This is a genomic window from Rickettsia tillamookensis, assembly GCF_016743795.2.
GTDB lineage: Bacteria > Pseudomonadota > Alphaproteobacteria > Rickettsiales > Rickettsiaceae > Rickettsia > Rickettsia tillamookensis.
This window is the reverse complement of record NZ_CP060138.2, coordinates 583,102-596,705: the sequence shown is the minus strand read 5'-3', so window position 1 is coordinate 596,705 and position 13,604 is coordinate 583,102. Positions and strand designations below refer to the sequence as shown.

Here is a 13,604-nt window from a genome sequence, read left to right as displayed (position 1 = left end):
TAAATTTAAATCAATTATTTATATTAATCAAATTATTTTTATTCTCATTTGATTATTAAGTAATTGATTGTTATAGTAAACTTTGTTGTACTAAAATACTATATATCATATGCAAAAATTTTTATCTTTAATAATTGTAATCCTAATACTTTACAATATAGTAAAGTTAAAAATATCTCCCGACAACAATAATCCTACAACGGTAGAGCAAACGGCTTCAAATAATTCATCTACCGATGAAAACCAAACTAGTATAAATAATGAACCCCCTATTTCATTAAACGGTAATTTATTTGAACGTACGGTTTCAAAAATAGTAATAAATGCTCTTAAAACCGAAGAAGGGAAAGCATTTTTTGAAAATATTTTACAACCGTTAAATGGACCTATCAATCCTAATGATTACACTATTGAAGTACGTAAGGATTTAGTAAAAACACTGTTCAAAATTAATACGCTCGGTAGCGGTAATATCGGTCCCGCTTCTTGCGGACATGTAGTTACCGTATTTTATCAAATATCAGACATGAACAATACTTTAATATCTGAAGATACTAAAACTTTTACTTTAGGCTCTGCTCCTGTAATGCTTGGCTTAGATAATGTAATAATCGGTATGATGGTAGGAGAAGCACGAGAAGCTATTATTCCGGCAAAATACGCCGTTAATAATAGTAATAATATTATCTTCGATGATGCTTATAATTATAAAGTTAATGTAATTTTAAAATCTATATTACCGCAAAATTTTGTCAAAAATAGTGAAGTAAAAATTTATGATGATGAGATAGCTTATCGTGTTCCTTTATTATGTGGTGAAAAAGTAAGCTTTAATGCTAAAATTACTCGTTTATCAAACGGTAAAATATTATATGATTCTAAAGAAAAAGGACAACAAATAGATATGAAAATCGGCGATATTACATATCCTTTAATTTTTTCTTACGCCTTGCAAGGTAAAGTAACGGTTGGAACACGCAGTGTTATTGCTGAAGGCAAAACATTTAAAGCTTTAGGTTCTAACATAAATAAAATTATTTCTCATGAATCATTACCGATAAATGAATATCTTTTGCTTGAACTAGGAGACTTTAAACAAAATTAAATAAATATGAAACAAAATAAAATTCAAAGACAAAAAAATTATATTTTATTATCTATCCTTGTCATAATGATAATAATTGTATATCTTATAGCATTAATAAAAATTGCAGGATAAATTTTGTAATTATTAAAAATTTAAAACTCAAATTAAATGAGTATATAAGAATCTTACTTTAAACTTTAATTAAGCTAGGAGTTTAGTATGGAAATTATTAAAAAAAACAAAAATATTATTATAATAGTAGGTTTAATATTTTTAGCAGTAATTATTTATATCTCTACAAATAAGAGTTCCGATAATAAAACAAATGATAATATATTAGAAGTAAAGATAACTATAAAAGATCATAAATTTGTTCCGAATATAGTTGAAGTACCAAAATCTACTAAGATAAGGTTAATTGTTCATAATGAAGATGATACGGTAGAAGAGTTTGAAAGTCATGATTTACATCGTGAAAAAATAGTTATGCCACATGAGTCAATAAATATTATACTTGCACCGCTTAAGCCCGGAAAATATGAAATTTTTGGGGATTTTCATCAAGATACGGCTCAGGGTATTATAATTGTTAATGATTAGATAAAAATATGTTTAAAATTGCTTTAGTAGTGTTTCGTGAATGTTTAGAAATATCTTTATTACTTGGTGTAATACTCGCCGTAACAAAACAAATAGAAAAATCTCGTCTTTATATTATTGCCGGAGTAATGCTTGGAGTAGTATTTGCTTCAATTTTTGCATTTTTTACCCGTAAATTATCTTTATCTTTTGGCGGAATAGGCGACGAGCTATTCGATTCTGGAATTATGATACTAATAACAATTCTGATTAGCTGGACAATAATATGGATGCAAGGTTACGGTATAAAAGTAAAGCAACATATAAACGACTTATCAGTAAAAATTCATGAAGGTAACGCCAGTTATTTCATGTTGGTTTTTTTAGTTGCCACTACCATATTACGAGAAGGTGCAGAAATTATTATTTTAGTATATAGCATATCTTCAGTTGAAACAATATCAAGCAGTATTTACTTGCAAGGAGTGATAATAGGTGCTACAAGTGGCTTCTTACTTGGTTTAGTAATATATTTCGGTTTAATTAAGATTGCTAATCAAAAATATATTTTTAAAATCTCTACCGTATTATTAATGCTAATAGCAGGCGGATTTGCAGCAAGTGCTGCAGGTATTTTAACCTCTTCCGGTCTAGTTATGTTTCTATCCGATCAACTTTGGGATAGTTCATGGTTAGTAGCAGATAGAAGTATGATAGGTAAAATCTTACATATTGTTACCGGCTATATTGCAAGACCTAACGGGCTACAAGTACTTGCCTATTTTACTACTATATTACTGATAAATATTTTCATACAAATAAAATTAAGATATTCCAAAAATAACTTAATATCAGTACAAAAAAATGAATCAAATTAATTTTATCAAAGAGAACAATTAAATTAAATATGTTAAAACTTTTATCAGAAATTGGTCCGGTAATAGCATTTTTTGCAGGCTTTTTTTATGGAGGCGGTATACAAAACGCTACTCTTTATATGCTTATTACCTCTGTTATTTGTATCACCCTTTGTTATGTTATAGATAAGAAAGTATCTAAGCTTTCTATTATTTCCACAACTGTTTTATTAGTTTCGGGAAGCATTACTTTAATTAGCGGCGATTCAATGTATATAAAAATCAAACCTACTATATTATATGTTATTTTTGGAATAATATTTCTCATGAGCGGTATAAGAAAAAATCCTTTTATCAAATATGCTTTAGAGAGTATAGTACGTATTAAAGAAGAAAGCTGGATAACCTTAAGCTATAGAACAGCGGCTTTTTTCTTTTTTATGGCTGTAGTTAATGAAATAGTTTGGCGTAATTTCTCAGATGAAACATGGGTAAAATTCAAAGTATTCGGTGTAATACCTATTACTTTTATATTTATTTTACTGCAATTACCTCTTTTATTAAAGAATAAATTACCGGATAGTAAGATATGATATATAATACCTATGCGGGAAGGCATTGTTGCGTGGATCTGTAAAGCCCACTGTGTCACCTAGTTCGCTTGCTAACTAGGTCCATAAAAACAATAAAAAATACTAATAATTTTAGTATTTTTAACTGGATCCCGTGGAAGGGCCACGGGGGATGACAGAGGTGAAATTGATCCACGCGGGCAATGCCTACTCGCAATGACGACTCGGTATGTACGCAACAAGGTCTGGTACTATAGGAAATGACATAAACAAACAGTTAATTCTTAAACAAATATAATCTTTTTAAAAATCGTAGGGTACTATTATTATGATGTTACGAGTTCTAATTTTTATAGCTCTTTCTTTTAGTCTATCTGCTTGTTTACCTGCTATTTTTACTGCAGCAACCACTACCGGAATTGTTGCTTCAAAAGATCAACCAATGTCTGAAACATTAAATGATTCAAGGATTTCTGCCGGTATTAAAGCTGATTTAGTAAAAAATAATTTTAGAGATTTAGGAGCTAAAATAAAGGTCGAAGTATCACAAGGAAGAGTATTATTAACAGGAAATATTCAAAAAGAATCTGATGCGTTAAAAGCCGTAGAAATTGCTTGGAATCAAAAAGGCGTAAAAGAAGTTATTAATGAGTTGAAAGTAAATAAAAATAGTAATCATTTTGACTTAGCCCAATATACTAAAGATAGTATGATAACCACGCAAATTAAAGCTAAAAACTTAGTCAGAAAAGATATTAAATTTGCTAATTATACTATTCTAACTATAGATAATATTGTTTATTTATTTGGAGTTGCAAGATCAGAAGAAGAGCTAGAAAAGCTTGCTTCTATTGCATCAAAAATAAAAGGTGTTGAAAAAGTTGTGTGTTACGCTAAAATAATGGATAACTTTAATAAGCATGATGATGATACAACGCCATAAACTTATTGTATTAATTTTTTTATTGATTTTTAGTCTAAGCGGTTGTAATACCTCAAAAAGATTACCTTATTCCCACAAATATTCTTACAAAGAATTATCAAAAGATGATCCTCATAATCTAACTTATAAAGGACATTATAAAGTCGGTACAAACTATAAAATAAAAGGAAAAACTTACAAACCTCACAGCCCTAAATCTTTTACCGAAACAGGTTATGCCTCATGGTACGGTGGGCGTAAAGATGGTTTTCACGGTAAAAAAACAGCTAACGGTGATAGATTTAATAGAAATCTATTAACTGCTGCACATAAAACTCTTCCACTTCCTTGTTTAGTTAAAGTTACTAACAAAGCCAATAATAAATCAGTAATTTTAATGGTTAATGATAGAGGTCCTTTTAAGAAAAATCGTATAATAGATGTTTCTCAAAAAGCAGCCGAAATTTTAGCATTTAAAAATCAAGGTATAACTAAAGTAAAAATAGAATATTTACCTAATGAAACTGAAAAGTTTCTAAAAAATATTAATTTAAAAAAACCACAAAGTAAAACTTTAGCTAAAAACTCTAAAAAATCTTCATCTACTAAAGTTACAAAAAATGCTAAATGTAGTGTTAATTGTCATATAAAACTTGTAAATCTAAAATATAAGCTAGCCGTAAATCCTTAACATAGAATCTAAATTTAAAAATAATTTATGAAAGAAAATTCTTCTAAATCAGGAATAATAGAGCTAAATACTGACGACCCTTTTAATCTAGTTAGGCTACCTATGAGCTTAAAGTTTTAGAGTTATTTGAATTAAGATTAAAAAGAAGATTTGATTATCAGGATGAAGACCAATATAAAATTATGGAAGCATTAATTTTAAGTGAGATCAAAAAAAACATTAAAGATGATGGGGCTAAACATTCTTTTTATTATTATAGAGAAGAAGCAGCAAAAATATAATAAATTTGATATAGAATTAAAAGAATTTAAGGGAAATGTAAGTGCTATAAAAAAACATATACATGAATTATATCATTTAAGCAAATTTGCAGTAATTAAAAATTATGCATTTGACAAAGAATTAATTAAAGCATTTAAAACAGTTTTAGAATATTATATAGGAAAGCAAGATTTATGGTTAACAGAACGACCGTTATTAAAACTTTCTATTTTACTAGAAGCACAGCTATTAAACAGTGTTAAAAATGAAGAGGGGAATAGAATTCCTGTACCATCATTACCAGAGGTACTAAAAGAGGAATTAGAACAAAAGTATGAACTTAAATTAACAGGCGAATTAACAAGCCATACAACAATACTGCAACCGTAAAAGTTACAGAAAAAAAACATATCAACTACGTATATTCTTTTTCTTTACTATTTTTGATTTAGCTTTTGTAGTAGATTTATTATTAGAGGCAAGTTTAATTGAAGTTTTAGGGACTATAGGCTTAATATTAAAATGCTGATCTAGTAGCCCCATCATTTTTTGATCACGAGATGCGGCACTTTTGCCTCCTGTAACAACGGCAATCAATGATTTACCGTTCCTAGAAGCAGTAGTTACTAAATTATAACCTGCCGGTGTATGAAAACCTGTTTTCATACCTTCTGCACCTTGATAATTTTTAGTAACCCTATTATGTCCGTTTACTATGTTTCCACGAAATACAAAACTGGTTTTAGCAAATAACGGATAATATTTAGGATAATCTCTCTTTAAGGCCATAGCAAGTTTAGCCATATCTCTTGCGGTAGTTTGCTGCAATGGGTCATGCCAACCTGAAGCATTTTTAAAATAGGTATTCTTCATACCGAGCTGTTTAGCTTTAACATTCATTAAATGAGCAAAAGCTTTTTCGGAACCTTTTAACCCTTCAGCAACCGTTACGGCAGCATCATTAGCGGATTTTATGATTAATCCATTAATTGCTTCTCGAACGGTTATAGTTTCCCCTGCTTTTAAACCCAGCTTACAAGGCGGCATTTTTGATGCTTTCTGTGAGACAAGTAATTTCTTATCTAAAGGCAACTTACCGGCTTCAATTGATTCAAACATTAAGTATAGAGTCATTAACTTAGTTAAAGAAGCAGGGTAAATCCGGATTTGCGAATTATGGGCTTGCAACACTTTACCGCTTTTTGCATCAATTACTAAGCTAGTTTGAACAGGAGGTTTAGGAGTATTTTTTACAGCTTTCTTCGCTTCGCTTATGGGAGCAAAGAAAAATGTTGCAATAAAAATATAAGGTAATAAAAATTTACTAAACATTTTAAATAAATAAAATATTATTCAAATTAAATCAAGTAAAATACTGTGTCATCCCGCGACTTGATCGCGGGATCCAGTTAAAAATACTAATATTATTAGTATTTTTAGTTGTTTTACTGGATACCGTGGACAAGCCACGGTATGACATCGAGTTGGCTTCTTGAACCATACAACAAGACTGGCTTGTCTACGGGGTGACAGTAAAACTTACTACACATTAACCTTCTTATTAAGATACATTAATATAAACAAAGCAGGCAAGGCTAAAATTATAGTAAAGATAAAAAAGCCGTCCCAACCCATCATATTTACAAGTTTCCCGGCATAAATAGTGACAGTATTGTTACATAAACTACTGCTACTGCTAAGTAAAGCATATTGTGTTGCCGAATATTTTTTATTACATAAATTACCTATATAGCCGACTAAAGCAGTAGCTCCCATAGCAGCAGCAAAATTCTCTATAGTAATAGCAATTAATAAAGCTTCAAAAGAAGGAGGTTGGTGATTAAGCCAAATAAATGCAAAATGCGTTAGACTTTGAGCAATACCGGTAATAATCAAACCTTTAAAATTCCCTACCCTATACATTACAATACCACCAGCAAAGCCTCCGACTAAGGTCGCAATCAACCCGTAAAGCTTAGCGATTATTGCTATTTCACCTTTTGTATAACCAAGCTCTATATAAAAAGGTGAGGCAACCGCTCCAAGCATAGCATCGCCTAATTTAAAAAATATTATCGCAAGTAAAATAGTTACGGCAAATTCTCTTTTGAAAAAATCCTTGAAAGGATTAATTACTGTAGAAATCCATGAAGTAATAGAAGTAATATTAATTTTTTCTCTTACTAATTCTTTTTCTTTTACGGTTATTATAAAAACGCTAGCAACAGCAAATATTATAGCTATAACAAAGAAAGTTAGTTGCCAATTATTTCCGGTTATTTCTGCAAGGTACAAAGCACCTGCCCCTGTAATAAGCATACCGATTCGATAACCGAATACGGCAGTTGCACTAGCTATGCTTTGCGTTTCCTGATCAAACTTATCAATACGCAACGCATCAACGGCAATATCGAACGTGCTGGATAAAAAGCCGAGTAATATAGTCAAGAAATATAAAGCAGTTAAAGAAACAGTAGGGTCTTCCTTGCTTATAGCAATTAGTACTAAAGCCATTAAAGAGCTACATAATATAAGCCAACTTTTTCTATGTCCCCATCTACTTAAAAAAGGTATTTTAAAATTATCGACTAACGGTGACCAAAATACTTTTAATGAATATGATAGTCTTGCAACCGCAAAAGTAGTAATAACAGCGATATCTATTCCTGATTCTTTTAACCATACCGCAAGAGTAGAAAAGATTATAACCAACGGCATACCGCTAACTATTCCTAAAATAAATATTTCAAATAATCTATAGTCTTTAAAAATCTTGGTAATGAGCATTGGGGTCTTCCATTAAATCGTCATTGCGAGAAGAATTACGCAGTAATTCGACGAAGCAATCTCAGGATGCTTGACGAGATTGCCACGTCGCTTCGCTCCTCACAATGACGAAAATATTAGTATTGTAATAATAGTTAACAAAAATTAAGAAATATAAACTATTTACTTTATAAATCAACCATTTTCTCTTAACTCCTTATTATACAACCTATAATATTCATCTTTATTCTTAAGTAATTGAGTGTGAGTACCCTGCTCACAAATCTCACCGTTTTTCATGACGATAATATTATCAAGATCGATAATACTGCTTAAACGATGCGTAATAATTAAAGTGGTTTTTCCTTGGCGTAATTTCTTTAAAGATTCTAGAATTTTCTGCTCTGAAGCTTGGTCTAAGCTACTCGTTGCTTCATCCCAAATTAAAATAGGTGCGTCTTTTAGGAAAGCTCTCGCAATAGATAAACGCTGACGCTGACCGCCTGAAAGAGTTGTCCCCTGCACTCCTATCTGCGTGTCGTAACCGTTCGGCAGATGCATAATAAACTCATGCGCATCTGCATATTTTGCTGCTTCAATTATTTCTTCTCTTGTAGCTTTTTCCTGACCGTATGCTATATTTTCGGCAACGCTTGTATCAAATAAATGAGTATCTTGAGTAACTAAGGAAATCTGACCTCTAAGTGAAGTAAGCTTAATATCTTTAATATCATGATTATTAATTAAAATTCTTCCTTCATTTGGATCATAAAAACGCACTAATAAATTACTAAGGGACGTCTTACCGCTACCGGAGCGCCCGACAAACGCAATTATCTTATGAGGTTCTAGCTTTAGATCTATATATTTTATAGCTATTTTACTCTCAAAACTTAAAGCTAGTTTTTCAAAAGTAATTTGTGGATTATATAGCTCTACTTCTTTAGCATCTTCATGATCTTTAATAAGAGGTTCGGTATCCAAAATACTAAATACCCTCTTAGCTGCGGCTATTCCTTCTTGCAAATTAATATTTAACGATACCAAACTTTTAAAAGGTCTATAAGCTGCAGCAAAAGCAGCTAAAAAAGCAAATAATGCACCGGGTGTAGTTTTACCCTCAAGAACTAGATTACCTCCGTACCAAACCATCCCTCCGACTGCAAGACCACTTAAACCTTCCATAATCGGTGAAACCATCGCATCTAGCTTAGATGTTTTTTTGTAAAACTCTAAAATATTATTAATAATCAACGATGCTCTATTACTTTCTATTTTTTCGCCTACAAAAGATTTAATAATCTTAATTGACTGAAATGTTTCATCAAGCCTAGAAGTATAATGCCCAAGCTCCTCTTGGGATTGTGAAAATATTTTTCTTATCTTTCTGCCCATCCTTTGCACCGGATAAACAGCCAAAGGGAACACAAGAAAAACTACGCAAGATAATAGCGGTTCTAAATGAAACATAGTTATTATTAAGCATACTACAGTTAGGAAATGTTTAGCACATCCGACAAGTAAATTAGAAACAGCCCCACGCATCAAAGAAATATCATTAGTAAAACGAGATATTAAACGTCCTGAAGATTGGTTTTGAATAAAAGAAATATCAGCAAGTAACAAATGCTCATACATTTTTATCTGCAAATCGTTTAGTACCCTCTGCCCAACAAATTTTATTAGATAATTCTGATAACACTCTGAAATTCCTTTTATAAAAAAAGTTACAGTAAGCACTATAGGCATTATTATAAGCATTTTCTTATCATGCGTTAAAAAAATCTTATCAATAATAGGTCTAACCGCATGTACAATCACTGCCGTACAAATTGCTGCAATAACCATGCAAAATATCGAAAAATATATTTTATTTGCGTAAGGTTTAACATGATCTTTTATCAGCCTTTTTATAACATCTGCGGCTGTATAACTATCATTTAAATTATTATTACTCATTCTCGTTAAAAATATTAAATTGATGATGTGATTGATTAGGTATCGGCATTTTCAAATGCTCAAAAGCGGCAATCGTGATTACCCTACCTCTAGGAGTTCTTTGTAATAAACCTATCTGTATAAGATAAGGCTCTATGGTTTCTTCAAGTGCATCACGCTGTTCGGATAATGCAGCAGCAATCGTTTCAATTCCAACGGGACCACCGTTATAATTATCCGCTATGAATTTCAAATAACGATAATCATTACTATCAAGTCCTATGCGATCAACTTCCAAACGATTTAACCCAAAATCAGAGATTTCTTTATCTACTCTTGATTTACCGTCAACTGCTGCAAAATCTCTTATACGACGCAGCAATCTTAATGCAATTCTCGGCGTTCCTCTACTTCTTTTAGCTATCTCTTCTGAACCTGAATCGGTCAAATCAATATTAAATAATTTACTTGCTCTATTTAAAACTTTCTTAAGCTCCTCAGTATTATAAAAATTTAGCCGCATAGGAATGCCGAACCTATCACGCAAAGGATTACTAAGCAGCCCAAGCCGTGTGGTAGCCCCGATTAAAGTAAATTGCGGCAAGGTTATTTTCACCGATCTTGCGGCCGGACCTTCACCGATAATTATATCAAGCTCAAAATCCTCCATAGCAGGGTATAAAACCTCTTCAACCGCAGTATTTAAGCGGTGGATTTCATCAATAAATAATACGTCGTTTTTTTCAAGATTAGTTAGGATAGCAGCAAGGTCAGCTGCTTTAAGTATAGCAGGACCGGAGGTGGATTTGAAATTACCGCCGATTTCATTAGAGATAATCTTAGCAAGCGTAGTCTTACCAAGACCGGGCGGACCGTAAAATAAAGTATGGTCAAGATGTTCATTCCGAGATTTTGCAGCTTTAATAAATACTGAAAGATTCTCTTTAATCTGCTGTTGACCGACAAATTCTTGTAAATATGACGGTCTTATCGGCAGTTCTTGATCATTTTCAATTTTTTCAGGCGATAATATATTAGTCATTATTTTAAATCGAATATAATGACTAATAATAGCTAAAAAATAGTTTTATGCTATAAATTATTTTAAGATTCTATATCACTTGATTTATTTATTATATTAGATAAATCCCCAATACAAGATGCGATGTAACTAGTTATATCAGTAGGCACAAATAAACCATCAGCATATACTTCTTTTGCAATTCCCACCATCTCAAAAAAATGCTCATTAATATGTTTATCTGCGTTTTCTAGAATAAAGTTTGCATCAGTTACTTTTAACTTTTCTAACTCTTCTATAACACTATCTTTATTTAACTTTTGATATAATTTTAAGTAACTATGAATTGTACCCTTATGCAAATTGTTAGGCGTTTCAGACCAATCTTTTAAAACTTGTGCTACTTCTTCTAGAATACTCTGATTTTTATCAGTTCTCTCATTAATTTGACTTGTCCATGTTTTCTTTTCTTGTTTCTCTTGTGGGGACATATCATTTGGACCCGTAACCAAACAATTAAGAAGAGCTTTATTATTTTTTATAGAAGTGAATAATTTTGCTTTTGATTCATTACTTATTTCTCTACCTAAAAAAAACTCAAGTTCATTAATTTTGCTATGTTTGATTGCTTCACAAAAAATATCTATATCGCTATTGTTTAGAGTAAGACCGGTCAAACCTAAAGCGTTTAGATTCATTTTTGGTATCGCTTTCAATAATTCTATTTTACTTTCTTCTGTTATACCGTTGTGTGATAGTAATGATGCTGAATTCCATACAGAACTTTCAATCTTTAGCGTTTTTACAGTATCATCTCCTTTTAAAGTTTCTAGTAAATCTTCCAAATGATTGGGTAATACTTCATCGTTGATATTTAATGTAGCTGGGTCTTTTTCTAGTTCCGCAATTAACTTATTAGCATTTATACTTGCTAAAAATATTTTTAATTTTGACATAATTTTACCTATTAATAATGTTTTTGAATACGTATTATATACCAAAATTAAATAAAAGTAAAGAAAATATTAATTAATTAATACTTTCTTAAAAATTAGAATTTCGATTTTTCAGGGCTGTTTTGATTAACTCATCAATAGAAATTTCGGGATTTTGGGTAATGATACCTTGAACGGTGTTTTGTGCTTCAAATCTAGAAAAGCCTAGATTTACTAGAGCTTTTATTACTTCATTGCTTGCGACGGGTGTAATATTCTTAATACTTAAATTATCTTTAATAATAGCAGAGCCGCTTGATATTTTTGCTACTTTACCTTTCAGCTCCAACACTATACGCTCAGCAAGTTTAGCTCCCACTCCGGATATTGCTTTAAATATATTTTTATCCTCATTATTTATAGCAATTTGGATATCCGCAGGCGTCAGGTTTGATAAGATAGATAAAGCCATTCTTGTACCTATACCGTTTACTGATTGTAACAAATTAAAAAAATTCTTCTCTTCTAGAGTCAGAAAACCGTAAAGATGAATATGCTCCTCTCTAACATGGGTTTCGATAAATAGTTTATAAAACTCCCCTTCAGCAAATTTACCTAAAGTTTTACCTGAAGCATAAACAAGATACCCTACCCCATTTACGTCAATTATAATGTAATCATCGCCTTGGGAATCAATCTTACCGCTTAATTTACCGATCATATAATTTATTTCTTCTTTTTCTTACTTCTACTATATATTAAAATTAGTGCCGGTAAAGCGGTAATAATTGCTGCTAAAATGTAATGAATAACAAGCGGTCTATCCATCATATGACACTGCCCATCATTAGGAATAGTTTGAGCTAAAACCATATAAGCAACTATTATCGTTACTACTATATATAGACCGGTAAAAAATAAGTATTTTATAAAATTTTTCATGTTAATCTCTTTTTGAATCAGCGGTATTATGTCATTCCTGCAAGGCATTGAGTATGGCTTATACGAATCTATAATAAGTCTGGTTCTTATCACCTTTACTTATTAAAAGCTTATGCTCCAAACCATATAACAAATCTCTACTAGCCGTTGCCGTAGAAATATTTTTATGTACATTAGTATAATCTTTTCTAGAAAACCATTTATCTATTAAATTAACCTTAGCAAATTCAATTCTATATAATGGAGTACTTGCCTCATATGTTATATTATTACTATATAATCTTAATGCTACAACTATTTTATCAAGCATAAACTCGATAAATAACGTCGATTCACCAAGCTTATCACACTTACTTAAAACACTATAATATTCACTTTGATTATTCCTTATCAAACTTTCAACGGAAATATATTCAAAAATTTTATTAGTTTGCATTAGTAATAATTGTTGCCATAATCTACCGATTCGCCCATTACCGTCCGAAAAAGGATGGATAAATTCAAATTCATAATGAAATATACAAGCTTTAACTATTCCGGAAACATTCTTATCTTGTGTTATAAACTCAAATAAATCCTGCATTAATAAAGATACACGGCTTGCCGGAGGTGCAAAATGTATAATTTCCGTACCTTTTAGTATACCGGCATTACCTTTACGCCACTTCCCGTTATCTTCTACTAATCCTTGCATTAATATCTCATGTGCTTTTAGCAATGATTCAATTTTAAAAGGATTAAATATAGTCAGATCATTATATAATTTTATAGCATTTTTTACTTCTAAAATATCTTTTTCAGGTGCAAGTACCCTTTTGCCGTCTATTAAATCTGTTATCTGCTCTATACTTAAATTATTTCCTTCAATTGCTAAAGAAGAGTGAATAGTCTTAATTTGATTATTTTTGCGAAGTTTTATAGGCTGAGAATAAAGTTTGCTACCGGCTAAAATACCAAGCTCATAAGAAATATCTTGTGATAGCTCCAAGATTTTATTAGTTATTTGAAAAGGCGGTCTATTATTCATTATATG

General features: G+C 31.0%; 15 protein-coding genes. 7 read left to right on the top strand and 8 right to left on the bottom strand.

The annotated features are described in order from the left end of the window. Positions 1-109: 109 nt before the first annotated feature. The 7 genes from H6P87_RS02835 (at position 110) to H6P87_RS02805 (ending at position 5,359) form a co-directional block, all read left to right on the top strand. Entirely contained in the window at positions 110-1,105 is a 996-nt protein-coding gene (locus H6P87_RS02835) for an FKBP-type peptidyl-prolyl cis-trans isomerase (RefSeq protein ID WP_202069952.1), read from the top strand. 201 nt (positions 1,106-1,306) lie between these two features. Then, positions 1,307-1,687 carry a cupredoxin domain-containing protein gene (locus tag H6P87_RS02830; RefSeq protein WP_202069951.1) on the top strand — a complete coding sequence of 127 codons (381 nt, stop codon included), beginning with the start codon at positions 1,307-1,309 and terminating at the stop codon, positions 1,685-1,687. A gap of 8 nt (positions 1,688-1,695) precedes the next feature. Continuing rightward, positions 1,696-2,544, top strand: a complete 849-nt coding sequence (locus tag H6P87_RS02825) for an FTR1 family protein (protein WP_011270944.1) — start codon at positions 1,696-1,698, stop codon at positions 2,542-2,544. A gap of 29 nt (positions 2,545-2,573) precedes the next feature. Continuing rightward, positions 2,574-3,116 (top strand): septation protein A, encoded by a 543-nt coding sequence (locus tag H6P87_RS02820; protein WP_202069950.1) that lies wholly within the window; start codon positions 2,574-2,576, stop codon positions 3,114-3,116. 307 nt (positions 3,117-3,423) lie between these two features. Beyond that, positions 3,424-4,038 carry a BON domain-containing protein gene (locus tag H6P87_RS02815; RefSeq protein ID WP_202069949.1) on the top strand — a complete coding sequence of 205 codons (615 nt, stop codon included), beginning with the start codon at positions 3,424-3,426 and terminating at the stop codon, positions 4,036-4,038. Positions 4,039-4,060: 22 nt separating this feature from the next. Then, a complete protein-coding gene (locus tag H6P87_RS02810; RefSeq protein WP_267829892.1) occupies positions 4,061-4,708 on the top strand; it encodes a septal ring lytic transglycosylase RlpA family protein in 648 nt (215 codons plus the stop codon). 201 nt (positions 4,709-4,909) lie between these two features. Then, positions 4,910-5,359 (top strand): hypothetical protein, encoded by a 450-nt coding sequence (locus H6P87_RS02805; RefSeq protein WP_202069947.1) that lies wholly within the window; start codon positions 4,910-4,912, stop codon positions 5,357-5,359. Between the two features lie 21 nt (positions 5,360-5,380). Here H6P87_RS02805 and H6P87_RS02800 read toward each other — a convergent pair whose 3' ends face one another. The 8 genes from H6P87_RS02800 to H6P87_RS02765 all read right to left on the bottom strand — a co-directional run bounded on the left by H6P87_RS02800 (position 5,381) and on the right by H6P87_RS02765 (position 13,598). Then, entirely contained in the window at positions 5,381-6,301 is a 921-nt protein-coding gene (locus H6P87_RS02800) for a D-alanyl-D-alanine carboxypeptidase family protein (RefSeq protein ID WP_202069946.1), read from the bottom strand. Between the two features lie 210 nt (positions 6,302-6,511). Next, the gene (locus H6P87_RS02795) at positions 6,512-7,756 is read right to left on the bottom strand and encodes an AmpG family muropeptide MFS transporter (protein ID WP_202069945.1); all 1,245 of its coding nucleotides are present in this window, start codon (positions 7,754-7,756) and stop codon (positions 6,512-6,514) included. A gap of 174 nt (positions 7,757-7,930) precedes the next feature. Beyond that, entirely contained in the window at positions 7,931-9,694 is a 1,764-nt protein-coding gene (locus H6P87_RS02790; RefSeq protein WP_202069944.1) for an ABC transporter ATP-binding protein, read from the bottom strand. After that, positions 9,687-10,715, bottom strand: a complete 1,029-nt coding sequence (gene ruvB / locus H6P87_RS02785) for a Holliday junction branch migration DNA helicase RuvB (protein WP_202069943.1) — start codon at positions 10,713-10,715, stop codon at positions 9,687-9,689. Before ruvB ends, H6P87_RS02790 begins: the two co-directional genes overlap by 8 nt. Positions 10,716-10,777: 62 nt before the next feature. After that, positions 10,778-11,650 carry a hypothetical protein gene (locus H6P87_RS02780; RefSeq protein ID WP_246438065.1) on the bottom strand — a complete coding sequence of 291 codons (873 nt, stop codon included), beginning with the start codon at positions 11,648-11,650 and terminating at the stop codon, positions 10,778-10,780. Between the two features lie 88 nt (positions 11,651-11,738). After that, positions 11,739-12,350, bottom strand: coding sequence for a Holliday junction branch migration protein RuvA (gene ruvA / locus H6P87_RS02775; protein WP_202069942.1), 612 nt, complete (start codon positions 12,348-12,350; stop codon positions 11,739-11,741). Between the two features lie 5 nt (positions 12,351-12,355). Continuing rightward, positions 12,356-12,571 carry a hypothetical protein gene (locus tag H6P87_RS02770; protein ID WP_040257589.1) on the bottom strand — a complete coding sequence of 72 codons (216 nt, stop codon included), beginning with the start codon at positions 12,569-12,571 and terminating at the stop codon, positions 12,356-12,358. A 58-nt stretch (positions 12,572-12,629) separates the two neighbouring features. Beyond that, complete coding sequence (locus H6P87_RS02765; protein ID WP_202069941.1) at positions 12,630-13,598, bottom strand: Fic family protein; 969 nt, start codon at positions 13,596-13,598, stop codon at positions 12,630-12,632. Positions 13,599-13,604: the final 6 nt, after the last annotated feature.

What these genes read in the sequence shown, in the direction of transcription:
- H6P87_RS02795 (WP_202069945.1), bottom strand. Translation starts at nt 7,756, where the DNA reads ATGCTCATTACCAAGATTTTTAAAGACTATAGATTATTTGAAATATTT.
- H6P87_RS02765 (WP_202069941.1), bottom strand. Translation starts at nt 13,598, where the DNA reads ATGAATAATAGACCGCCTTTTCAAATAACTAATAAAATCTTGGAGCTA.
- H6P87_RS02770 (WP_040257589.1), bottom strand. Translation starts at nt 12,571, where the DNA reads ATGAAAAATTTTATAAAATACTTATTTTTTACCGGTCTATATATAGTA.
- ruvB (WP_202069943.1), bottom strand. Translation starts at nt 10,715, where the DNA reads ATGACTAATATATTATCGCCTGAAAAAATTGAAAATGATCAAGAACTG.
- H6P87_RS02790 (WP_202069944.1), bottom strand. Translation starts at nt 9,694, where the DNA reads ATGAGTAATAATAATTTAAATGATAGTTATACAGCCGCAGATGTTATA.
- H6P87_RS02830 (WP_202069951.1), top strand. Translation starts at nt 1,307, where the DNA reads ATGGAAATTATTAAAAAAAACAAAAATATTATTATAATAGTAGGTTTA.
- H6P87_RS02800 (WP_202069946.1), bottom strand. Translation starts at nt 6,301, where the DNA reads ATGTTTAGTAAATTTTTATTACCTTATATTTTTATTGCAACATTTTTC.
- H6P87_RS02820 (WP_202069950.1), top strand. Translation starts at nt 2,574, where the DNA reads ATGTTAAAACTTTTATCAGAAATTGGTCCGGTAATAGCATTTTTTGCA.
- H6P87_RS02815 (WP_202069949.1), top strand. Translation starts at nt 3,424, where the DNA reads ATGATGTTACGAGTTCTAATTTTTATAGCTCTTTCTTTTAGTCTATCT.
- H6P87_RS02825 (WP_011270944.1), top strand. Translation starts at nt 1,696, where the DNA reads ATGTTTAAAATTGCTTTAGTAGTGTTTCGTGAATGTTTAGAAATATCT.
- H6P87_RS02780 (WP_246438065.1), bottom strand. Translation starts at nt 11,650, where the DNA reads ATGTCAAAATTAAAAATATTTTTAGCAAGTATAAATGCTAATAAGTTA.
- ruvA (WP_202069942.1), bottom strand. Translation starts at nt 12,350, where the DNA reads ATGATCGGTAAATTAAGCGGTAAGATTGATTCCCAAGGCGATGATTAC.
- H6P87_RS02835 (WP_202069952.1), top strand. Translation starts at nt 110, where the DNA reads ATGCAAAAATTTTTATCTTTAATAATTGTAATCCTAATACTTTACAAT.